The organism is Kribbella sp. DT2 (assembly GCF_049844575.1).
Classification (GTDB): Bacteria; Actinomycetota; Actinomycetes; order Propionibacteriales; family Kribbellaceae; genus Kribbella.
Genome location: NZ_JBNCLH010000018.1, coordinates 2,434 through 24,863, shown reverse-complemented (window position 1 = coordinate 24,863; position 22,430 = coordinate 2,434). Strand labels below are relative to the sequence as shown.

The 22,430-nt window shown below is 65.4% G+C and carries 21 protein-coding genes and 1 tRNA gene; 9 read left to right on the top strand and 13 right to left on the bottom strand.

Annotated elements, in window-relative coordinates:
- Positions 1–27 precede the first annotated feature (27 nt).
- Together ACLQ2O_RS40895 and ACLQ2O_RS40890 are read left to right on the top strand one after the other, a co-directional pair.
- Positions 28–960: an ATP-binding cassette domain-containing protein gene (locus ACLQ2O_RS40895; protein WP_425843093.1), complete on the top strand. Its 933-nt coding sequence runs from the start codon at positions 28–30 to the stop codon at positions 958–960.
- A complete protein-coding gene (locus ACLQ2O_RS40890) occupies positions 957–1,706 on the top strand; it encodes an ABC transporter permease (RefSeq protein ID WP_425843091.1) in 750 nt (249 codons plus the stop codon). Before ACLQ2O_RS40895 ends, ACLQ2O_RS40890 begins: the two co-directional genes overlap by 4 nt.
- Here ACLQ2O_RS40890 and ACLQ2O_RS40885 read toward each other — a convergent pair.
- Complete coding sequence (locus ACLQ2O_RS40885; RefSeq protein WP_425843089.1) at positions 1,690–4,779, bottom strand: BTAD domain-containing putative transcriptional regulator; 3,090 nt, start codon at positions 4,777–4,779, stop codon at positions 1,690–1,692. The two genes, ACLQ2O_RS40890 and ACLQ2O_RS40885, sit on opposite strands and share 17 nt — an antisense overlap.
- Positions 4,780–4,885: 106 nt before the next feature.
- On the opposite strand from ACLQ2O_RS40885, the gene ACLQ2O_RS40880 reads away from it, so the two are divergent.
- Positions 4,886–5,515 (top strand): histidine phosphatase family protein, encoded by a 630-nt coding sequence (locus tag ACLQ2O_RS40880; RefSeq protein ID WP_425843087.1) that lies wholly within the window; start codon positions 4,886–4,888, stop codon positions 5,513–5,515.
- Here ACLQ2O_RS40880 and ACLQ2O_RS40875 read toward each other — a convergent pair.
- Genes ACLQ2O_RS40875 through ACLQ2O_RS40860 form a run of 4 tightly spaced genes read right to left on the bottom strand, consistent with a single transcriptional unit; the run spans position 5,512 to position 8,820 of the window.
- Positions 5,512–7,269: an ABC transporter ATP-binding protein gene (locus tag ACLQ2O_RS40875; protein WP_425843085.1), complete on the bottom strand. Its 1,758-nt coding sequence runs from the start codon at positions 7,267–7,269 to the stop codon at positions 5,512–5,514. The two genes, ACLQ2O_RS40880 and ACLQ2O_RS40875, sit on opposite strands and share 4 nt — an antisense overlap.
- A gap of 20 nt (positions 7,270–7,289) precedes the next feature.
- Positions 7,290–7,739, bottom strand: a complete 450-nt coding sequence (locus tag ACLQ2O_RS40870; protein WP_425843083.1) for a S26 family signal peptidase — start codon at positions 7,737–7,739, stop codon at positions 7,290–7,292.
- A 3-nt stretch (positions 7,740–7,742) separates the two neighbouring features.
- Positions 7,743–8,273, bottom strand: a complete 531-nt coding sequence (locus ACLQ2O_RS40865; protein WP_425843081.1) for a TlpA family protein disulfide reductase — start codon at positions 8,271–8,273, stop codon at positions 7,743–7,745.
- Between the two features lie 16 nt (positions 8,274–8,289).
- A complete protein-coding gene (locus tag ACLQ2O_RS40860) occupies positions 8,290–8,820 on the bottom strand; it encodes a MauE/DoxX family redox-associated membrane protein (RefSeq protein ID WP_425843079.1) in 531 nt (176 codons plus the stop codon).
- Between the two features lie 721 nt (positions 8,821–9,541).
- On the opposite strand from ACLQ2O_RS40860, the gene ACLQ2O_RS40855 reads away from it, so the two are divergent.
- On the top strand, positions 9,542–10,402 hold the full coding sequence (locus ACLQ2O_RS40855) for a phosphotransferase enzyme family protein (protein WP_425843077.1): 861 nt from the start codon (positions 9,542–9,544) through the stop codon (positions 10,400–10,402).
- Positions 10,403–11,261: 859 nt separating this feature from the next.
- Positions 11,262–11,687 carry a hypothetical protein gene (locus ACLQ2O_RS40850; RefSeq protein WP_425843075.1) on the top strand — a complete coding sequence of 142 codons (426 nt, stop codon included), beginning with the start codon at positions 11,262–11,264 and terminating at the stop codon, positions 11,685–11,687.
- 557 nt (positions 11,688–12,244) lie between these two features.
- Here the strand turns inward: ACLQ2O_RS40850 and ACLQ2O_RS40845 are convergent.
- From ACLQ2O_RS40845 to ACLQ2O_RS40815, 7 genes are all read right to left on the bottom strand, one after another.
- The gene (locus ACLQ2O_RS40845; RefSeq protein ID WP_425843073.1) at positions 12,245–13,348 is read right to left on the bottom strand and encodes a CHAT domain-containing protein; all 1,104 of its coding nucleotides are present in this window, start codon (positions 13,346–13,348) and stop codon (positions 12,245–12,247) included.
- 545 nt (positions 13,349–13,893) lie between these two features.
- Positions 13,894–14,136 carry a DUF2188 domain-containing protein gene (locus tag ACLQ2O_RS40840; RefSeq protein ID WP_425843071.1) on the bottom strand — a complete coding sequence of 81 codons (243 nt, stop codon included), beginning with the start codon at positions 14,134–14,136 and terminating at the stop codon, positions 13,894–13,896.
- A gap of 486 nt (positions 14,137–14,622) precedes the next feature.
- Positions 14,623–15,039 carry a hypothetical protein gene (locus ACLQ2O_RS40835; protein ID WP_425843069.1) on the bottom strand — a complete coding sequence of 139 codons (417 nt, stop codon included), beginning with the start codon at positions 15,037–15,039 and terminating at the stop codon, positions 14,623–14,625.
- A 56-nt stretch (positions 15,040–15,095) separates the two neighbouring features.
- Positions 15,096–16,421: a hypothetical protein gene (locus ACLQ2O_RS40830; protein ID WP_425843067.1), complete on the bottom strand. Its 1,326-nt coding sequence runs from the start codon at positions 16,419–16,421 to the stop codon at positions 15,096–15,098.
- A gap of 146 nt (positions 16,422–16,567) precedes the next feature.
- The gene (locus ACLQ2O_RS40825) at positions 16,568–17,992 is read right to left on the bottom strand and encodes a Fic family protein (RefSeq protein WP_425843065.1); all 1,425 of its coding nucleotides are present in this window, start codon (positions 17,990–17,992) and stop codon (positions 16,568–16,570) included.
- Positions 17,989–18,549: a flavoprotein gene (locus ACLQ2O_RS40820; RefSeq protein WP_425843063.1), complete on the bottom strand. Its 561-nt coding sequence runs from the start codon at positions 18,547–18,549 to the stop codon at positions 17,989–17,991. The genes ACLQ2O_RS40825 and ACLQ2O_RS40820 overlap by 4 nt, the downstream gene beginning before the upstream one ends.
- Entirely contained in the window at positions 18,546–19,739 is a 1,194-nt protein-coding gene (locus tag ACLQ2O_RS40815) for a helix-turn-helix domain-containing protein (RefSeq protein WP_425843061.1), read from the bottom strand. The genes ACLQ2O_RS40820 and ACLQ2O_RS40815 overlap by 4 nt, the downstream gene beginning before the upstream one ends.
- A 123-nt stretch (positions 19,740–19,862) precedes the next feature.
- On the opposite strand from ACLQ2O_RS40815, the gene ACLQ2O_RS40810 reads away from it, so the two are divergent.
- The 4 genes from ACLQ2O_RS40810 (at position 19,863) to ACLQ2O_RS40795 (ending at position 22,028) form a co-directional block, all read left to right on the top strand.
- On the top strand, positions 19,863–20,270 hold the full coding sequence (locus tag ACLQ2O_RS40810) for a hypothetical protein (protein WP_425843059.1): 408 nt from the start codon (positions 19,863–19,865) through the stop codon (positions 20,268–20,270).
- Between the two features lie 186 nt (positions 20,271–20,456).
- A complete protein-coding gene (locus tag ACLQ2O_RS40805) occupies positions 20,457–20,717 on the top strand; it encodes a hypothetical protein (RefSeq protein WP_425843057.1) in 261 nt (86 codons plus the stop codon).
- Between the two features lie 17 nt (positions 20,718–20,734).
- Positions 20,735–21,553 (top strand): DddA-like double-stranded DNA deaminase toxin, encoded by an 819-nt coding sequence (locus ACLQ2O_RS40800; RefSeq protein ID WP_425843055.1) that lies wholly within the window; start codon positions 20,735–20,737, stop codon positions 21,551–21,553.
- Positions 21,554–21,569: 16 nt separating this feature from the next.
- On the top strand, positions 21,570–22,028 hold the full coding sequence (locus ACLQ2O_RS40795; RefSeq protein ID WP_425843053.1) for an Imm1 family immunity protein: 459 nt from the start codon (positions 21,570–21,572) through the stop codon (positions 22,026–22,028).
- A 70-nt stretch (positions 22,029–22,098) separates the two neighbouring features.
- Here ACLQ2O_RS40795 and ACLQ2O_RS40790 read toward each other — a convergent pair.
- Positions 22,099–22,174, bottom strand: a tRNA-Ala gene (locus tag ACLQ2O_RS40790).
- Positions 22,175–22,430: the final 256 nt, after the last annotated feature.

Genomic DNA, 22,430 nt, shown 5'->3' with positions numbered 1-22,430 from the left:
GTCCGGGCTCGCGCCGAAGCTGATCGCATGACAAGTACAGCGATCGCGGTCTCGGGGCTGCGGAAGGCGTTCAAGGACAAGGTCGTGCTGGACGGCATCGATCTGGAGGTGCCGGCCGGGTCGATCTTCTCGTTGCTCGGGCCCAACGGGGCCGGTAAGACGACGACGGTCAATGTGCTGACGACGTTGATGCGGGCCGACGGCGGGTCGGCGCGCGTCGCCGGGTACGACGTACGGACCGACGCCCGGGCCGTGCGGGCCGCGATCGGCGTGACCGGTCAGTTCGCGGCGGTGGACGAGCTGCTGACGGGCCGCGAGAACCTGCAGCTGATGGTGGACCTGAACGGTTCGGCCGACGGCAAGGTCGTCGACGAGTTGCTCGGCCGGTTCGACCTCGCCGAGTCCGCGCAGAAGGCGGTCTCGACCTACTCGGGCGGTATGCGCCGCAAGCTCGACCTGGCGATGACGCTGGTCGGGAACCCGCGGATCATCTTCCTGGACGAGCCGACGACGGGTCTCGACCCGCGGAGCCGGCGCACGATGTGGGCGATCATCCGCGAGCTCGTGGCCGGCGGCGTGACCGTCTTCCTGACCACGCAGTACCTCGACGAGGCCGACCAGCTCGCCGACCGGATCGCCGTACTGGACCAAGGCCGACTCGTTGCCCAAGGCACCCCTGACGAGCTCAAGCGCCAGCTGCCCGGCACGCACGTCCGGCTGCGGTTCACGACCACGGAGGAGCTCGACGCGGCCGCGCTGCTGTTCCCCGACGCCACTCGGGACGACGAGACGCTCGCCCTCAAGGTCCCGAGTGACGGCGGCACCAAGTCCCTGCGCGGCGTGCTCGACCGGCTCGACGAGTACGAGCTGAGCGCCGAGGAGTTCTCCGTCCACACCCCCGATCTCGACGACGTGTTCCTCGCCCTCACCGGCCACACCACGGAGGTAGTCGCACCATGAGCACCAAGTCCCCCGCGCTCGTCATGCTGCGCCGCGACTTCAAGCACGTCACCCGCAACCCGACCTCGATCTTCAACGCCGTGCTGATGCCCGTCGTGATGATGTTCATGTTCGTGTACGTGATCGGTGACGCGTTCAGCGTCGGCGTCGACTACGTGGACTACGCGACACCGGGCCTGATGCTGCTCGCCGTCTGCTACGGCCTCGGCGGTACGGCGGTCGCCGTGAACTCCGACATGACCAAGGGCATCATCAACCGGTTCAAGGCGATGGACGTTCCGCGCGACGCGGTGCTGATCGGCAAGGTCGTGGCCAGTGTGCTGACCAACGCGATCGCGATCGCGGCCCTGCTCGGCGTCGCCTTCCTGCTGGGCTTCAGCCCCGCGGCGGGCTTCGTCGACTGGCTCGGGGTGATCGGCCTGCTCCTGCTGCTCGCCGTCGCGACCGCGTGGCTGACCGTAGCCCTCGGACTGGCCGCGAAGTCCCCGGAGACGGCCGCCTTCGCCGCCGTACCGCTGATCATGCTGCCGTTCTTCAGCAGCGCGATCGTGCCGGCGGACAAGATGGGGCCGGGCATCAAGCAGTTCGCGCAGTACCAGCCGTTCACGCCGATCATCGAGACCCTGCGCGGTCTCCTGAACGGCACCCCGCAGACGAGCGACGCGCTGGTCGCCTTGGCCTGGTGCGTCGGGATCGCGCTGGTCGGCTACCTGTGGGCGTCGTCGACGTTCAAGAAGCGAGCGTGACCTCGAAGAGCTGATCCCAGCTCGTCTCCCGGCCGGCCTGAGCCGCCTCGGCGTACCGTACGTCGCCGAGGCGGCTTCGTGCTGTCTGCTCGATCCGCGCCTCATCCGGCAGCGAACGATCCGGCAGACCTCGTACGGCGGTACTTGCCGCGAGCAACTGTGCGGCCAGCTCGTCCTGGTCGCGGCGCAGCGCCAGGTCGGCCAGTCCGACCAGGACTCCCGCGATCACGGGTGCGTGCCCGGTCGCGCTCGCCGCCTTGCAAGCCGCTCGAAGGTGCTCGCGCGCCTCACCGAGATCCTCGGCGAGGTAGGCGAGCAGCGTTTCGGTCGTCGCGCTGACGTGCGGCTGTTTCGCTTCCTCACCCAGCAACGTTGCGACCAGCCGCACCTGCCGACGCGCCTCGCCGGCGTCACCGGCCCAGCGCGCCAGCTCCGCCTTCGACATCGCCAGCAGGGCCAGCGATCCCGGCCAGTTGACCCGGTCCGCGAACCGCTGCGCCTCGGCCATCGAGGCCTCACCGGCGCCGGTCCTGCCGAGCAACCAGTACAGCTGGGCCTGGCGCGAACGCATCCGGATCGCGTCGTCGACGGACCCGAACTCGGTGACGACGGCAACGGCTTCGTCGTAGTACTCGCACGCGGTCGCGAAGTCACCTCGTACGGCGATCCGCTCGGCCAGCTCGGTGATCGCGAACGAGATCCCGAACCGCTCACCGACCGCCCGGAACTCCTCGACCGCCAGCTCGAGCTGCGCGTCGGCCTCGTACCCGCCGTGCCCGAGCACGCCCCGCATCTTGCCCAGCTGCAGCCGGCCCATCGCGCGCACCCAGGGGTCCTCGCTGCCGAGCATCGGCTCCCACGCGGACAGGATGTCGCCCGGCGACCGCAGCATGTGCTCGAGCGGCGTGATCAGCGCGAGGACCGGGTTGACGAGCTGCGTGCGCTGGGTGATCCGGTACGCCTCGTGGATCCACTCCTCCGCGTGGTGCTCGTCGCCCGGCCCGCTGTTGAGGAACGTCACGACGATCACGTACACCATCGCGCGGACCTCGTCGGTCACCTCGCCGGGTACCCTAGTGGCGGCCATCACCAACTCGTTGCCCTCGGCCTTGTTCCCGCTGAGCCACCAGTACAGCCCGGCCGCCGCGGCGAGCCGCATCGCACCCTGGGCCTCACCCGCCGCGATCGCTCCCCGCATCGCGGCGCCGACGTTGTCGTGCTCGGCCGCGAGGACCGCCAGCCACTCCAGCTGCTCGGTACGGCGAAGGTAGGGTTCCGCGGTCTCGGTGAGATCGGTGAAGTAGGCGAGATGCGCGTGCCGCGCGCTGACGTCCTCCCCGGCCTCGGCGAGGCGTTGGACGCCGTACTCCTTGATCGTGCCGAGCAGTCGGTACTTGTCGCTGTCGGCAACGACCAGTGACTTCTCGGTGAGTGCCGTGAGCAACTCCAGGACCTGCCACGACTCGAGCGATTCTCCGGCGCAGACTCGCTCGGCCGCTTCCAGGCTCGCTCCGCCGGAGAACACCGCGAGCCTGCGCAGGACGGTCCGTTCGGCGTCGCTGAGCAGCTCCCAGCTCCAGTCGATCACTGCTCTGAGCGTTCGCTGCCGCGGGAGCGCCGTACGGCTTCCGCCGGTGAGCAGCCGGAAGAGGTCGTCGAGGCGGTCCGCGAGCTGGTCGAGCGACATCGTGCGCAACCGGGCCGCCGCCAGCTCGATCGCCAGCGGCATCCCGTCGAGCGCCCGGCAGACGCGGGCCATGGTCTGCGCGTCGTTGCCGAGTTCCTTGCCTACGGCACCTGCTCGGTCGCGCAGCAGGCGGACGGCGGCGGCGGCCTCGATCTCCTCGGTGCCGGCGTCCGGTGAAGGCAAGGTGAGCGGCAGCACTCGCCACAGGGTTTCGCCGGTGATGCCGAGCGCCTCCCTGCTGGTCGCGATGATCCGCAGGCGGTGGCACTCGCCGAGCACGCGGTGCGCGAACGCCGCGGCAGACTCGATCACGTGCTCGCAGTTGTCCAGGATCAGCAGCGCGTCACGGTCGCGGAACGCGTTGACGAAGCGGTCCGTCGGCTCCAGGTCGGACGGCTCACCGAGCAGCCCGTCGCGAAGGCCGAGCGCGGCGAGCGTGGCCTGGGCGACGTCGCTGTCCGCGCCGATCGGCGCGAGCTCGACCAGCCAGACGCCGTCGGGAAAATCTTCAACCAGACTGCGGGAGGTCTCTGTGGAGAGCCTGGTCTTCCCAGCGCCACCTGGTCCGACCAAGGTCGTCAACCGATGCCCTGCAACCAACTCGCGGACCTTGGTGACGTCCGACTCCTTCCCGACAAAGCTGGTCAGCTCGGCCCGGAGGTTGGTCTTGCGATCCTCCTGCTTCCGGCCGATCTCACCCCGCAGCAGAGCGACGTGGACGGCCGACAGCTCCTTCGACGGATCGACCCCCAGCTCATCGCCGAGAGCCTGCCGCGTCCGCTCGAAGACCTGCAGCGCGTCCGCGTTACGACCAGCCGCGGCGAGGGACCGCATCAGCGCGGCAACCAGCCGTTCGCGGACCGGGTTGGCGGCGACAAGATCGGTCAGCTCCGGCACCAGATCAGCGCCGCTCTCCGCGTCGTACCGGTCCTCGAGAGCGGTCAGCCGGAGCTCCTCGAGCCGGGTGATCGCCGCGTCGTACGCCGTACTGTCCTGCAGGCCGATGTCCTGCATCGCCTCGCCCCGCCACAACCCAAGGGCCTCCCGCAACACCCCCGGCGTCCGCGCCCGGCCGAGCAGCCGCTCGAACCGGATCGCGTCGACCGCGTCAGGCTCGACCACCAACCGATACCCCTCCGGATGCCCCTCGACCACACCGTCCGGCAGCACCTTCCGCAGCCGCGAAACCAACCGCTGCAAGGCGTTCCCGGCCTCAGCCGGCGGGTTCTCACCCCAGATCCAGTCGACCAGCACCGCCTTCGGCACCACCTGCCCCGGCCGAAGCGCCAGCGCGACCAGCAACCCCCGCAGCCGAGCCCCCGGCACGTCGGCGACCACCCCATCACCGACCCGCACCTCGAACGGCCCGAGCATCGCGATCTGCACACGCTGATCTTGCCACGGGCCGGCTTCTCAGCTCTCACGCCTCGGCTTCAGGGGCCGCGCCGGGCAGAATCAGCATTCCTCCCTGGACGAGGCAAACTGTGCCGCCATGAGAACTCTGTACGTCGTCACGCATCCCGAGGCCACGCACCACGTCGACCGGGTCGTCGGAGGCCAGTTCGACTCAGAGCTCACACCCCGCGGCCGGCGCCAGGCATCCGCGATCGCCGACCACCTGGCCGAGCTCGTCCCGGCCGACGCGCAGCCTGACCTCTTCAGCTCCGACCTGAAGCGCACCGCCCGGACCGCCGAGGCCATCGCGACCAAGCTCGGTCTCTCGCCGGTCCTGATGACCGACCTCCGCGAGAAGTCGTACGGCGTCGCCGGCGGCCGGCCGCAGCAGTGGCTGAACGACCGCTTCGTCTTCCCGCCGCTCGTCGGCGAACGCCTGAACCACGACGAAGGCCTCGAAGGCGCCGAGACCCTCGGCCAATTGGCGCACCGCATCTACCGCGCCGTCGAGCAGATCCTCGCCCGCGACCGCACCCACCAGATCGTCGTCACCCACGGCACGGCCCTCAACTTCGTGATCTGCGCCTGGATCCGGATGCCCGTCGAAGCCACCGGCTACGCCTCGTTCCGCTCGACCAGCGGCGGCATCACGATCCTCCGCGAGGACGACCGCTACCACTACCGAACGGTCGAGTCCCTGAACAACACCGCCCACCTCGAGGACTAGTCGATTCGATAGCCCTTCGCCTGCGTCGTGAACAGGCGGGCGTAAGTGCCCTCGCCGGCGAGCAACGAGGTGTGGGTGCCGGCCTCCGTCACAGCGCCGTCGTCCAGTACGACGATCAGATCGGCGTCGCGCAAGGTACCGAGCCGGTGCGAGATCAGGATCGAGGTGCTGCCCGCGCGCAGCGTGCTGATCCTGCCGTGCAGCTCGGCCTCGGCTTCCGGGTCGAGCCCCGCGGAGGGCTCGTCGAGGATCAGCAGATCCGCGTCGGCGCGAAGGAAGGCCCGGGCGAGCGCGAGCCGCTGCCACTGGCCGCCGGACAGTACGACGCCGGTCCCGTCCGACCCGTCGTCGTCCGCGAACATCCGGCTGAGCATGGTGCGATAACCGTTCGGGAGAGCTTCGACGACGCTGTGGATGTCCGCCTGGGTCGCGGCCGCGCTGATCCGGTCCGGATCGTCCAGCGCGGTGAGGTCGCCGAGCGCGATGTTCTCTTCCGCGGTGAGGTCGTACGCCATGAAGTCCTGGAACACCGCGCCGATCCTGTCCCGGAGCCGGGCCGGGTCGAGGTCGCGCAGGTCGACTCCGTCCCAGGTGATCCGGCCCTTGGTCGGGTCGTACATCCGGCACAGGAGTTTGACGACCGTCGACTTGCCCGCGCCGTTCTTCCCGACCAGGCCGACGGCGGCGCCGTACGGGATGGTGAGCGTGACGCCGCGCAGCACCCACGGCAGGCTGTCGCCGTACCGGAACCAGACGTCCTCGAGCACGATCCCGCGGCGTAGCTCCGGCGTCGCGACCGGATGCTCCGCAACGGGCATCTCCGGCGGAGTGCCGAGTACGACGGTGTAGTGGCCGAAGATCATCAGCTGCTCGTTCAGCTGGGCCAGCAGCGCCATGATGCCGGCCACCGCGACCTGTACGCCGGCGACCGCCGCGATGAACAGAGCGATGTCTCCCGCGGTCAGCTCACCGCGGCCCGCCGCGAGAACGGCCCAGACCAGACCCGTACCGGCGACGACGGCCGCGAAGAACTCGAGCCCGCTGTGGACAAACAGTTCGCGGCGGTCGAGCGCGCGCCTGGCGGCGTGAATGCCGGCCATCGTGCGCATCATCCTGCCGCGCAGGAAGTCGCCGGTGCCGAAGAGCCGGATCTCCTTGCCGGCGCGCTCGTCGGACAGCAGCAGTTGGTAGAAGAGCTCGCGGCGTTCGTCGGGGCTCAGCCGCAAGGTCGTGTTCACCCGGCGGCGTGCCAGCGCGAGCTCGGCCAGGAGGGTCGGCAGCGCGGCGACCAGCACGACGACGGCGATGAACGGGGCGATGACGAACAGCGCTCCGAACAGACCGAGCGCGGTGATGACGTTCTTGACCAGTTGCATTGTTGCGATGGTCAACTGTGCCGGGGCGCTGTCGGCCGCTTCGGCGAGGCGCAGCTGGTTGAGGAACTGGGGGTCCTCGAAGCGACCGAGTCCGGGGAAACGGTTGACCGCTTGGTACAGCTTGTCCCTGGCCGCTCGGCTGATGCGTCGCTGGGCTTCCGCGGAGAAGTAGTCGGTGAGCTGCGGAAGGGTCGCGGTCAGGGCGCCGAGGACGGCCAGGGCGATCGCCATCGGGAGGGGGCTTTGGGTGATCGAGTCGATGACCAGCTTGGTCAGCCAGGTGATGGCGACCGGGAGCACTGCGCCGATCAACGCGATGACGGCCAGTAGGCCGAGCTGCGTGGGGGCCTCTCGGAAGGCGAGCGTTGCCGCGGGCATCAGATGTTGCTTGACGCGTGTCATCGGGCCCGACGCATTGGCCTGGCGACCACGCCGAGGACGCTGTCCCCGGCGGTGAAGCCCCAGTGGCGGGAGTCGCCGCTGCGAGCGGGGTTGTCCCCGAGCAGGAGGAGTTTTCCCTGCGGGACCGACGCATCCGCGAAGGCGATGTCGTTCTCGGCCCAGCTGCGGCGGATGACCGGCGGGATCTGCTCGCCTGGCGTCGCGGCGACGCGTTTGATCACCCAGGGTTCTGCTCCCGCGAACTCATGGGTGTGCGGAAGTGCGACGACGACCAGGTCGCCGGTGCGGACCGCGGTCGGCGGGGTGCGGCGTACGAGGACGCGGTCGCCGTCGTACAGGGTCGGTTCCATGCTTGCGCCCTGGACGTCGACCACCACCAGCCCTCGGGCTCGGGCGAGCAGCAGGAGGGAAGTGGCGGCGACGGCGGCTGCGATGCCCCACAGCATCGGTCAGGCCCGGGTGGGGACCGGCAGCGCGTCGAACTCGAGCGCGGTCGCGGTGATCGTCCCGTCCGCGACGACGCCGTACGTCGGGAACGCGGTCACGCCGAACGCCGTAGCCACCGGTCCCTCGTAGCCCTCGACGACGACGCGGGTTTTGTCCCCGAGGATGCCGACCAGCTGGGACGGGTCGTCGTCGCCGTCGGCGACCACGATCGCGAGCACGCCGTTGAGACCAGCTACGTGGGCGGCGAACTTCGGCGCGTGCTCGAGGCAGGGCGCGCAGGACGCCGAGAAGAACGCGACCAGCGTCTCCGCGGTCAGCGATTCCTTGCTCAGGGCAACATCATCCGTGCTGGTCGCGGTGAACGCGCCGACCTCCGAGCCGGGGGCGCGCATCGTGTCCGCGGCCGGCGTCCCGCCGTACGGGATTCTTGCGAGCGCCTGGTCGTGCTCCTTCAGGCGGCGAATGACACCGAGCAGCAGCAACAAGTTCAGTACGCCGATCAGCCCGACCAGCGCGGTGAGGAACGTCGTCACGAATTCCAGCCTCTTTTCACTGTTGCGGCGTGGCGGTCGTCGCGCGGAACAGGCCGATCAGGTCGTCCAGGCGGGCGACCAACGCGACGCCGATCAACGCGGCGAACGCGACAACGCACGCCGGCCCGAGCTCCAGCGCCGCCGTTGCCCCGCTGATGCCGAGGACCCCGAACGCCGCGAGCACAACGTTGCGGATCACGTGCTGCAGTCCCAGCGGCGTACTCGACGCCCCGAAGCAACGACAGGGCGCCCGCTGCCCACGCCGCAGGGACCGAACGATCGCCACCGAGAAGGCCCCCAAGAGGCCAATGGCGGCAGCAAATCCCCACTGGGTCGACGCCGGGACCATCAAGGCCACCACGACCGCGATCTCAGCCACGACGACGCCGACCGCGAGCTCTCGCGCCAACCACGCCGCCGCCCCGGTCAGCCGAACCGTCGCCGCCACGAACTCCGCGAACGCGGCCCGCGAAGACAACTTGGACCCCGCCGACACAGCGAACACCCCACCCAGCAACACCCGGCACCCGAACTCCAAGTACTCCACGCCGACCTCCTCCACACCATCGAGCACCGGCGTCCGCGCCTGCTTGATTCGGGGGCGGCGTCCGTCGAACGCCGCCCCCGATCACCGCGGCTCTACGGCGCGCACGCCGGCACGGCCACGCAGGTCGTCGTCTCCCGCTGACACCCCGGCCCCGAGTAGCAGACCTTCGTCCGGTACCTGCGGTTCCCGTTGCAGCTACCGCACGGATTGATGATCCGGCACGCCGGACAGGCCGCCGACGCCCGAATCCTCGGCGCGAACACGGAGAGCAGTCCGTCGCTCATCCTCAGAACCAACTTCGTCATGGAAACCTCCAGGGTCGGGGATCAACCGAACGCCAAGGAGGCCCACGGTCGACTCCCTCGACCCAGCGCACCCTACGAATTCCCCACGACACACCACTGCCCGTACTCCACCCGTACCAGAAACACGGATCGACACTGAGGCCTACAAGGCAACAGACCACTCGTCGAGCGGAAGGTCGGAAGTTTGAAGTTCGCCGGTACCTCCAACGGGGTCAAGGGCGGCGAGCGGCCGGACTCGGTTGAGTGGAGGGCCCGGCCGGGCGAGGAGCGAGCCTGCAGGCCGCGCGACGTACGCCGTACAAGCAGATGGTGGAGTTTGGGGGATCCGACCCCCTGCCCCTTCCAAGGGCTTGGGCCGGGAGCTGCGCAGAATGTCCTCGCTCGGTTCGGCTCATCAGCGGTAGTGTCCGGGCCCTATGTGGAGCGAAGTACGACCGCCGACGACGACTCAGGTCCGCGAAGCCTTTGGCACGGAGGTCGGCGAACTGCGGGCTCATCCGGGCGGCTTCGAGGCGGATGCGTTTACCGACGGGCGCTGGTTCGTGAAACTCTGGCGTCAGCAGCCTGACAGTGACGCCGCACTGGCGCTCACGGTCGAGTTGGCGGCTCGGGGTGTCCCCGTTCCTGCCGCGCAGCGAGCGCTCGATGGCTCGTACACCGCTGAACACCTTGGCCGGCGCTACGCCATGTTCCCGTTCGTTGAGGGCCGCCCGGCAACGGAGAACGACACCGAGGCGATCGCTTGGGCGATGCGTGCAGTGCACGACATCGCAGGCCTTGTCCTACCCCGGACCGAGATCGATGAGTGGTGCATCGAGGCACTGCGCGACAGGTACGACCATCCTTGGCTCGACGGTCGCCGCGACGAGGTGATGGCAGGAGTCGACCGGCTCGAAGCGGTGATCGAACGGGCGCGCGCGATCGACGTTCCCCACGTCGTGTGCCACCACGATCTGTTTCCGCACAACGTCCTCGTCGACCGTGACGGTCGCGTCGCGGCGCTGGTCGATTGGGGTACCGCGCTGCTGGCGCCGCGCGAGCACGACCTGTTCGTCGCCTTGTGCGAGCCGGGCACCGTGCGCTTCCTGCAGGCGTACGGCGCGGAGCGACTTGACCTCACCCACCTTGAGTACGCCCGGCTCGCCCGCTCGCTGCGCGACCTCGCAGTTCGCATCCGCGACGAGGTCGACCTGGAGGGCATCAACACCTGGGGCTTCGACGGTTTACGGCGGGTGGACGCCGACCTCGTGCTCGCCCGACCGTTTTGTGACGTCTGAGATCGCCGGTCGCCTACGAGCTCCATCAGGATCGGCGTTGGCAACTGTCACGCGGTGCTGTTTTGACTGTCACGTGTCAACCGCGGAGGGTCCGCCGGATCGTCCCGATAGCTGCCGCCTGAGGGGCTGGAGCGGTGCGTTTCCAGGGCGGCCACGGGTGATGTCGTCGTCCCACCCGCACTCGCCCCACTAACAGAAACAGGCCAGAGGGCGAAGGTGCCTCCTGGCCTGCTGCTACTGCTGGTGGAGCTTAGGGGATTCGAACCCCTGACCTCTTCCATGCCATGGATTTCCCCTGCACTGCGGACGCCTTGGCCTGCACGCCTCTGAGTCCACCGACGTCCGGTACCGTCCGGGCCGATGCAGGGTCATAGCCTCCCGGTTAGCCTCCCGACAACCACGAGGAGATGCCCGGCCCCGGACCCGCCGACGCGAACCGCCGATCGCGGCACGCCCGAGGATTGGTAACGCTGGCTCCTGAAGCGCGATCATTAGGCATGGCGGGAGATGACAGCGGCAACGACCCCGGGGACGGGGACGGGGTGAGGCTCAAAGAGCGAGTCCGCCGCCGATGGGACTCGCTCAATCGCGGAACGCTCCTCACACTCGGTGCGGTGGCTTTCGGTGTGGCCGCCTCCGCGTGGACGATCATCAAGGGCGGTCCTAGGACTGACACACTTCCCCTCACAATTGTCGCAGCGACTGCCGCAGTCAACGCGCTTCTGGCTGCACTGGTACCGCTCAGAAGAGCAGAGAAGCCGCCAGCGCTTTGGCTGCACGCCTCGCGCATCTGGCATAGCGCGATTTCGGACCGCGAGTTGGTGGACGCTTCCAAGGTCAAGCCGCGTTCGCAGCGAAGGTGGATGAGCTCTTGAGCCATCCGACGCCGCCAAGTCTTCCGACGCCTCAGCCGGACCCGTGGTCGCATACGAAGCAGTGGAGCACAGACGCGAGCCTTGCAGCCGACATTGTCCTGCGGGCCTACGCCGAGGAGCTTCGAGACGAGGCCGAAAGGATCACACGTCGAGCGAAATCAGAGGTCGTCTCGCCGCACTACGTGCACCTTGCAAACGAGCGCGTCGGGCTCCATAGTCCGTCCAGGGTCGCCGATGTGCTGATGGGTACGGGCGGGGTCATCATCGGCGCTGGGGTCGGTATCGGCGGGTCCGCTTGGTTCACGCCAGATCATGGCGGCCCGACGATGATCCTGGTCGCCAGCTTGATTACGTTGGTCGGCGCAGTTGCACTCACGGCGGGCATGGTGCTCAAACTGCTTCGTGGATAGTAGCTCCCTCATCGGAAGTCGACTGACTTGCCACGGCCGACGTGCTCGGCGTCTGAAGGCCGGTTGGCCCCGTCCCCGCAAGGAACCGCGCCATGCTCGAACGATCTGACCTGCGGACACTGTGACCCTGCCCACGGCTCACACCCCCGGGCTGGACAGCGACCCACCGCGCAGCCTCGGCCGTTCGTGGTGCGGACGGCGCTCCCCCGAAACGATGCTGCGACGCAAGTGGTCCTGACAGAACTGACAGAACTGACAAAACCCCGATCTTGCGGGTCTGATTGAACCAGCGACCTCCGGGTTATGAGTAGCCCGGGCGGTGTCTCAGGGGCAACGGCAGGTGTCGAGAGCTGCATGCACTCGGCGTGCCCGCCGTCCAGTTCGTCTCCTGCGTCTCATCCGATCGGCCAACTCCCGGAACCCCTTGGGTACGGATCTGGGTATGTGAACTGAGCGGCACCGCGTCCACCACCAATCGCGGGCAACCCCTAGCCAGCGGACCGGGCGCGGTCCCCAGCATCGCGCCGTCCTGCCGAGCGACAACACACGAGGTCGGACTAACTGAGTGGCGGCGTCACGAGGACCAGCTTCTTAGGGTCAACATCGTCTCGGTGCCGGAGCTCCGGCAAGTCCGAGCCATCGAGCGAGGCGGCAAGCATCTTGACCTTTGCCTGTTCGAGGGCCGACGAGACCGACTGCGCTGACGCGATGGCCGCATAGAACGCAGCGGCAAAAACAACCGCGGCCGTGTCGTCGATGCTGTCCGACATACCGATCACGACGGGCACGGTCTGGAGCAGATCATCCGCTCCGTCGAGGCTGTTGCATGCGTTCATCACGACGAGGCGCGGTGGGTCATCGGTGGCACCGAGGGCATGCGCAAGCAGCGGAAAGTCGATGTCATGGCCTACCTCGTCTCCAGCGTCGTTTTCCATCAGCAAGCCGTCGCTGTCAGCGTGTCCTGAGAAATGAACGATGTGTGGTCGGTGGTCGTTCAGACCGTTCACCAGGTCCCCGAACGTGGCCGCCGGCGCGTGGTCGATGCTGACGAGCTCGCGATACCGGGAACCTCGCAGAGACTGACGGACCTGGCGAACCTCGCGGTCAACACGCAGCCAGGTCCCATTGTCCGCAACCGTCCCGTCCGGGTCGGTGACGGTCGACTCGACGGCTTCAGGGTTCGCAGTTAGGTACAACACCCGAAGCTTCTCAGGCTCGGGCTCTCGAACCTGAACGTAGCGGACTTGAACTGAAGGACTCGACAGCCTGCCCACTTCCCGAGCGTGGGCACGCTCTTCACTCCGCCGACGTGTATCAGCGCGCTTCTGCGCGCTGTCGGCCGACCGCCTCTCCGTCGCTTCTGCCGTCGTCAGAGACGTCGATTTCGACGCAATCGACTTGTCAACCGTCCCGATGTCCTTCCGTGCTTTCGCGATCTTCTCTTCGGCGGCAACCACCTTTTTGTCTTCACTCTCTGCCGCAGAGAGCAATGACCGCACGCTCGACGTGTTGTTGGTCCTTCCCGCCTGCTCGCGCTTCTTGCGTGCTGCCTCCCGCGCACGTGCGGCGGCCTTCTCATTCTTGGCTACGACGTCCGCAAGCGCTGCCTTCTTGGTTTGCAACGTGGCGATCTCGCTGCGGAGTCTGTCACTCTGCGCCATTGTTTCTCCTCTTCGGCTGCACTGCAGGGTTGACTCTCAAGATCACGCCACGCCTTCGGCGCGCGACTCCGGATTGCGGGCGGCACCCGGGCGCCGCCCTCGCCAGCGCCCAGCATCAGGACGCTTCCACGTCCACGCACTTCCACAGACCGACGTGTCTTACGTCCGAACACCCATAGCCTCATCTCCTTGCCGCTCGATCGTGCAGCGACCACGACATGAATCAGGGGCACCAGAGGCGACCTGCTGAGATCGGCAGGCCGACTCTTGACGCGCCGCGTTGACCGTGGTTGGCAGCCACCGGAGAGATTGGACAGGTGAGGGCGTCTCCTACCATCCCCGCGCGTGGCGCTCCTCGATGCCTTGGTTGTAGCGATCGACATCCTGCAGAAAGTACTGCGCTGAGCAGTTGCTACTGACGTCAGCCCACGTCACCGGCTCGGCGAGCTGATCGACGTAGATGGGCTTCGAGACGATCTCCCAGGCGCGTCACATGCCAGGCAGGGATGATCGTGGTCGAGCCGTCTCCGCGTCTGCATCTGCGACTACTTCCGGTCCTTCGGCGGATTCGGGTCGTTGCCCGGCGACACGGTGTCCGAGTCACGGATCTTTCCGTCGCGCCCGTGGATGACGACCTCACCACCCCCACCGTTCCCGACGATCTCACGCGCGCGATCAATCGCATCGGCTTGCGTCGGCAGCTTCGCACTGGCCTTATCAGAGCCGGGCTTCCTTACGTCCCATCCCCCGTCGTCGTTCTTGACGACGTGCCGTTCGTTCCTAGTCATTGTTCTTTCCCCCAAGCTCGGTACGCGACTTCCCCGCCGCGCATCAGGACCAACACTGGCGATCACCAGTCGGAACCAAGCTGACAGATCAGCGACCGGCGAGCCGATGCGACACGCCGCTCAGACGGTGCGTGACACACCGGGCGATCGATGACATGGTTGCCAGTTTCCCGGAGGCGCACTTTCGCCAGTTCGCACCGTCGCGCTCGCGCCGCCACGTCTCTCCAACCGGCGGTACCTGACGGTCACTCATTGGGCTCGTACGGGACAGCAGGTCCCTGGTTGGACACCTGCTGCCCATCGACGGTCGGCCGCGCCGTCACGTGGCGATCGATACCGACAGATTTACAGTCGAGATGCGCAAACACGCCTGACCTGCGAAACCACGGTCGAGGCCCCGTGTTCTGGGAGGCAGTTGGGAGAGGCCCACCAGCTCTGGCGATCGCTAGGTTAGGAGTAGGCCTGACGCTCTCTCACCGCACCGGACTAGGCGGGCGGTTTCCAGAGCTCGTCGCCGCCGAACTCCAGGCGTATTCCGTTGATCAACTGGCGCCGCTTCGTCCGCAGAGCCGAGGACGAACTCTCAGGGCGTGCAACCAACTGCTTCGCTTCGGCCAACACCTCGAGCAGGTACTGGTAAACCAGTGGTGAGCCAAATGCCTGCGCGCGGGTAGCCAACACGCTGGGGACCTCGAAGGGCGCGGTTGGTTCCATAACGGCGTCGCTATCGCACCAATCGATCAGGTCCAGATATAATGCCTGCCGCTGTTCCCACATTCGTGCTTCAATCTCACGCTCGCGGGCCCGTCGGTCCGACGATGCGGCTTGCTGCATTGAGCCAAAGATCCCAAGTCCACCACCCAGAGCAACCCCGATCAGACCTAGCCACGCTTCACTTGCCATTCCTCAATCTCCCATAGTCGGCCACGATCTGTCGTAGTCCCTCACGCTGCAGCCGGTCACGTTCCAAGCTCGCGGCGAACCGCCCTGCCCAAGTTGTACAGCCGATGACTGTCAAAAATCTGCCAGGATCCACTCTTCGAGCCTGCGACCCGGTCAAGGAGCGCGGCAAAAAGTAGGTATCGTGCGCTCTCAGCGAGGACATGGCCGCGCATCTGATCCAACTGCTTTGTCGGGTCATGTTTCACCAAGTTATATGCTTCCCAAACGGCGACTCCCCACTTCTCACTGTCGCCGACCCATTCATCAAAACGCGAAGATACTCGTTTTGCGAGCGTAAGTGGTCGACACTTCGTCGCGTCTTTATGCTTAGCCCAGCCCGCCTTCTTAACCTTGTTGATAGCTATCCAGTACTCGATACCTACGCAGGCTTCAAGAAGTCGACTCTCTACAGCCGCCGTCCCACTCCAGAATGGTGCAACGACCGGGCCGGCGGCTCTACCATAGGCCTCCCCCAGCCTAACCCAGCGAGATAGCGTCTGCAGACCACCTAGAGTAGCTAGGGAAAACAGAGGCACTTCGGTCATCGATTTTGGCTCCCGCATTGAATCTGCTTTCCACATTAGATGCTTATCCCATAAGGGGACCATCTTCTGTTCACTTCCCAGATTCGGCATGACGCGACCCATGGCGGCCGTAACGAATCCCCCATAAGCGAGTGAGATCAGTTGTTGAATTCTAACCAAAGGACCGGTCAACTCATGAAGCTCACGGCGCCTCTTCACCGACACGCCGACCACCAGCGGCGCATGAACAATCGGCCGGTCCTTCGACCCACCAACCTCCCAGTGGGTTGACATGTACAGGACGCGCGAGCCCAGATTTGCTCTCTGCTCAGGCGCCGATTTGAGTTCAAGGGTTACTGACTCCGCGGTCCCGTCGCTGACCTTCCTCGCAACGTTCGACGTAATGCCACTAACGCCGGTCCAGCGGTCGAGGCCAAAGAAGTGAGCCTCCGCCGACGTGAACCTATTCGACCGCAAATCTTCTGGATCTATCCCAGCCACCATGGATGGACCTTGATATCGGAGGACCGACACCTTGGTCCCGCCAAAGTTTGAAGTTGACCCGCGAGCGGAGACGTTAGGCAGGAGTATTCCACCATGTTCGGTGAAGCCAGCGATTCCAGATTCGTCGGATCGCAAATCAGGACCCATGCGTGGCGAATTCTCGTCGAGAGTAACCACATGCACATTACCGTCAGCTCGAAGCTGAATATGCCCATTCTCCCAGTCGCCGGCGACACCTGACGCGTCGCCTATTGGGACGAAAGTGCCGATGCAGCCGTCACGGAATTTGTCCATCAGTGCACTCTTGACCGTCACAGATCCTCCGTTACCTGGGCGAAACGACTCGGGCTATCAACCCCGTACGTGCGGCCTGCCGCCCGGATTGGCAGGACCACAACGGGCCGACCGCTGGATAGGCATGGATCAAATACACCCTCAGCACCTGGCAGCCAACGTTGCGCTTATCCGGGCCCGCCGTGGATCTTTGGTAGCCAGCGAGTAGAAGGGAAGTAATTGCGCGGGGTCTCGAATCGCCGAGCGAAGCCGCGTCTTATCTGATCCGCCAGCCGCGATGCGCCGGCCGCAACAGTAGACGGACCGACACCCTTTTCGTCATCGATGAAGATTCTGGTAGGTCGATCAGGCTGAACCCAGAACTCGACCAGCCCCTCCAGATCCGCTCTCTTAGTACGTCTGTATGGCTCAAGTTTCCATTGCTCGTTCGGCAACGCGAACGCAACCGACGGCACCCGCTCATCGGCCTTAAAACGATTTCTTGCCGCAGCGGATGGTGGTCGCTGATAGAGAACCAATTCCTGGCCATCACCGTCCCTCACGAGCGCTGTGAGGACATTTTGACTCTGCCCCCGTCGAAGACCGGCGAAGACCTCCTGGGAGAGTTCATCTAGTGCGGTCAACCGGAGACCCGACAATTCAAGTTCGGAGCTAAGCCGGTCCATAAAATCACTGAGACTGTTCCTATACCAATCGAAGTAGCTACCACCTCGATTGGCGACAAGTTGATCAAAAAGATTCTTGAAAGCTTTTGGCCGCTGCAACTCCGACACATAGCGTTCGATCGTCTTCAGGAACAGGCCAGCGAGGGGCATAATGTCTCCACCCTCATCACTGTGGGCGAGCGCCGCGATGTACTGGCTCCGCTGTGCTTTTGCCTTCACAATTGCTGGCGGCAGACCGTCCTGACCGAGCAGAACATTTGCAAGCAGCCGACCGACCCGACCATTTCCATCTTGGAATGGATGAACGTGGGTGAACCACGCGTGACCTACGGCCGCACGCAGGACTGCGAGGTCACGATCGACAGGATTCTGACTCCAATCAGTTAGTTCCGACATTGCGAATGCGACGTCATATGTCGGGAATGGTGCATGATCAGATCCTGAGATGGCAGCATCGAACTGCCTGTACTGGCCAGCAAACCAAACTCCCGCCATCACCACCGCATGCAACGACCGCACATCCGTTTGACATAGACCACGAACGTCACCGCCGATGTACCGCAACGCAAGAACCCGAGCAGTTTCGAGGCCAATCGCGGCAAAAGCACGTCGATCCTGGCGAAGCAACTCCGGCAATAGATTGACGTTCAGATCTCGCAGCACCTTCTGTCCGGCATCAGACTCGATCGTCTCGACCGTGCCGGCTAGGTCGGGACCTTCGAATTCAATGCTGTTGCTTTCGAACACCGATGAGTACCCGTGCGCACGCTCCATCTCCCGCACGAGGCCAATTCGCTGTGCTTCCTGAAGAGCGGAACGCAGATTAATTCGGACGATTTGAAGACGAGAGCGCATCTCGTTCAGAGAGGCGTCCGCTTCTGCCGGCAGCGAATATGGAGTCCCTTTGAGGATCGCCACCTCACTCACGAGCCACCTCCTGCATCCTCCTCGGGCGGCTTCAGCAGATCGAGCACCCAGTTCCACCGGAAGTTGTCAGCGGTACGATTTCCGGTTCCTGAGGAAACTGGATCGAGCGACGCGGTCGCCCCGTCGTGAGGGTCAACGATCCAGACGCGGGCGTACCGCAGTACCGCGAGCGAGGCGAGCCAAGCCGGATGGCCGGCTAGATCGTGCTTGGCAAACGGCACGGCGGCGACCGGAATTCCGGATCCCAGCGCTGCGCACAGGACAGTGAGCGGATAGGTGTTCGCGCTGCCATTAGCCCACGCATTGAGGGTATTGAAGGTCGCGGGAACGACAGCTACTGCGTCCGCCTTCGGAGTGCGCTTCGGATCACTGGGCTTGCGATTGCCCGTAAGAACTGGGACACCATCGAGGTCCTGACCTTCCAACCATGGGAGTGCAGCATCCGTGGGGATGACATATGGATCCCAGCCCTGTTCTCGAGCAGCGCGCACGCCGTCTCCGATGCGACTTGCCAGGGGTGCCCCGCAGGTAACGAGGTAGAGCGTGCGATGGGTCACGCGAGGACTCCTGCGCGGGTTGCGATGGCGGTTAGGGCTGAGGTGGGTTTGCGCGAGCGCTTGAGGAGTTCGCGGACCAGCTCGCGGGCGATGGTGTGATAGCGGATCGATTCAGGGGCGACGCGTTCAGCTTGCTTGAGGTGGAGGATCGCTTCCATGTCGTTTTTGGCTTGGGCTTGCGCCCACGCGAGGTCGATGTGGAGGCGCGATCGGCGGCCCTGCAGACCCGCCGGGAGCGAATCGGTGTCGATCTCGGCTGCGACGCGCAGAACTCCGGTCGGGTCGCCGAACTCCGAGGCGACGGACGCCCTGTGGATCATGACGTTGGTTGGCCCGAAGGCGGTCCACCAGTGGTTGCCGTCGTGAGCGAGTAGGCCGGCGAGCTGGTCGGCTGTCGCTAGGCGCTCAGTGGAGGTCGCTCGGTCCGAGCGGCGGGCGGCGATGACTGACGAGATCAGCCAGAGTGATCCGGCCAGCGAGACTGCGTCTGGCGCGTCGGAGCCGGTCATCGACATGAGTCCCTCGGCCGAGCGGACTGCGATTCGTTCCGCGTCGTCGGTCCGCTGGCTGCGCAGGAGGGCACAGACGACCTGGTAGGCCGCCATCCCTTGAGCGGTCTTCGACTCGGCTGCCATGGCAGCGTGAGTTGCTCGGTCCGCAGCGAGCCAACCGAGCTGATGCTCCCCCACCTTGGTCAGAAGCTTTGCCGCTGCGGAGTAGACCGAGCAGCGCGCGAGGTGGGTCTCACGGCCATCGCGGCCTTGGTAGCCGTCGTACGCGTCGGCCGCTTGGATGAGGTCGGGGAGCATCGCCGTCGCAGACTGGTACTTCGCCGCCTGGTAGGCCTGGTTCACCTGCACCGCACCGGTGCGGAGCTGCGGGAGCGGCCAGGGAGTTGCCCGCTCCCCCAGCAGGTGGTGATAGCCCGCAAGTTGACTGCGGACGGCGTCCACGGCCCCAACTTGCTCCGAGGCATCTGGAGCGAGCACCCAGTCACGACCAATAAGGTCGGCGACGTCGATGCGCAGGACGGTGGCTAGGTCGTTCAGGGTGGACAGTCGGTCAACGCCCCGGATGCCGCGCTCGACCTGCGACAGCCAGGACCGCGACATTCCAATGAGGCCGGCCAAGGCCTCCTGAGACATACCGCGCCGCTTGCGGTGCGCTCCGATCCGTTCGCCAATGTGCATCTGCCCCGCCCTTCGCGGCCTCGATGCTACTAGTCAAGCTCATCGAGACCTCTCCAGTGCGCACAAAAGTGCGCAGCTTTCCCATTGCGCACGGTACCGAGATCCGCCATCCAAGGTTGATTCATGACCGGTCCGATCGAGCAGGCAGCCACGCACCAGCGGCCGTGCGGTGACGACGTCGCTCACCTCGCGCTACCGAAGAGCGTCAGCTGGGATCAGAGCCTGCCGCTGGGTCTCGGTTACCTCCAGATGGGTCTCCTGCCTGCTGCCGAGCTGGCTGAGACCAAGAGCAACATGAAGGGGTCAGCCTTTGCCGAAGGATTCGTGATCGGCGCCATTTACATGGAGCGAGCGGAGACAAGCCCAGCTGCCTTCGAGGCTCTGATCGACGCGATCAATCGATACGAAGTCAAAGCAGTGGTCATCCCAAATCTGTTGCACCTTGCGGAGTTGGCTGCCACGAACAACATCAAAGAAGCATTCAAGCGCGCCACCGGCGCGCGCCTCATCATGGTCGGCTCTCGCCCCTGATCTGACACTCCTAGCACCGGTTCCGTCACCGCGACGCCCTCGTGTCAGATGCAGCTGTCCGACTCCAGACGGGACCCAAATACCGGCCGGTGCGGCGTGATGCGACGTCACTCTGCACCGGCCGTTCCAGCACCGCGGCCGCGCCATGCGCCGTACGTCGCGAACTCGATCGGAAGCGAGGTAGCTATGTCTGATGTCCAGCGTTTGAAGGCCGAGCTGTACCAATTGATGACCGATGCCCAGCAAGGCGCCGGCAGCCTGGGCGGGTTCAAGCAGAAGTTCGGGCAGACGAGCGCGCATGTCCAAGCGCTCATCGCCGGCTCGGCCACGGGCGCCGATCGGGACATCTCCGAACTGCTGGACGCTGCTGGACGGTCTCTCCAACAGGCAATGGACTCGTTGCAGATCGCAGCGCAGGGCTGCCGCAGCTACGCCGACCAGATCTAGCCGGCCGGCTCCGCCGCATGGCCTCCGAACTTCAGCGAGTCGCTCAAGGCCTGATCTCGACACTCGACGAGATGCCACGTGTGATCGGCTACCTGCTCGAGATGGCACGTCGCTGCAGGTACAACGCGTCGTTCGTCGGCGGCATGTCGAACCACCCGGCCGCCCAACGCGCGGCTATGCAACTGGACGAGGCGGCCAGACGATGTGAAGAAGCCGCCCACCATCTCTCTCAGACATTGCCGAGAGCCCGCAGTTGGGCCGAGCAAATGGTCAACGGCGCAGGGTCGCCAGAAGGTTCTAGAGGAAGGTCCGCGGATGCGCCGACCGCGGGCGACCGGCGAGGCTTGCAAGGGACTCCAAAAACGACCACGCCAGACGACTCGACCGCACCCGGCGGTGAAGGGCGACCAGTTGGAGACCTGACGCCTTCGCCCTTGGGCGAGGCTGAACCTTTCGATCCCAGCACACGAGAGGTTCTCGAGCGACTGCCGCTGAGGAAGCCCGGCGACAAGACGCTGGGGATCTGGATCGATGCATCGGGCGATGAGCACGATTTGATCAGCGGTGTCGACGAGTACACCGCCGATGTCGATCGCCTTATGGAGGAACTCCAGATCAGAATTGCGCCAGGTGCCGACACCCTTGGTTCTCATGTCGAGATCAAGTTCGCCATGCGTATGCGGAGGGATGGACTCACCGACGAGACGATCGTCATCAACAACAGACCGTGCCCTGGCCCGTACGGTTGTCATCGGAACCTCTGGAAGTTCCTTCCCGACGGGGCGCGGCTGACGGTCTATGGCCCAGGCAACTTCAAACGAACCTATCCGCAGTAAGTAAGGAACCAGCTACATGACCTACAGCATCGAGGCCTACTACCGGCATGAGCATGACGACGAGCCCGTCGTCGTACGAGCCGACAGTGACGTCGATCGACTGGTCGACGCGCTTCTGGCCGAGTCGTTCGATCACACCATGGCCGCGCTCTACGTGACCGACCGTCCAGCCACAGAGCAGGGGTACCCGGATCATGACTTTCGAGTGGGCATCAACGCCGAGCGGAAGGTCGGTGGTCTGAAGTTCGCCGGTACGTTCAACGGGGTCAAGGGCGTCTGGTACGCCGTTGGCGAGGCGCCGGAGGCAACGAACGTCGTGTATGAGTACTCCGGCCACCCTGAAGACTTCCCACTCGATTCGGAGATCTCTTTGGATCAGGTGCGTGAGGCCGTCAAGAGGTTCCTGAAGGAGGGCGGTGAGCGGCCGGACTCGGTTGAGTGGAAGACCTGGCCGGACGAGAAGCGAGCCCTGTAGACCCGCGTGACGTACACCGTACAAGCAGAAAGGCCGGTCTCCCTCTCGGGAGACCGGCCTTCTGTTCTGCTGGTGGAGCTTAGGGGATTCGAACCCCTGACCTCTTCCATGCCATGGAAGCGCGCTACCAACTGCGCCAAAGCCCCGCGTTCTTGCGACTCCGAAAGCTTAGCGGAAGAGGTGCCTCAAAGAAAAATCGGTTCCCGTGGGGGTGGAGGTGACGAGGGACACGGGTGTTGTGGCAGGGAGTGGAGGGGTGGTTGCGGTACGGCGGCCGCCCGCGCTGGCAGCTGCGTACGAGCTGGTCCGGCGTACGAGCAGGTCCGGCGTACGAGCAGGTCCGGCGTACGAGCAGGTCCGGCGTACGAGCAGGTCCGGCGTACGAGCAGGTCCGGCGTTACG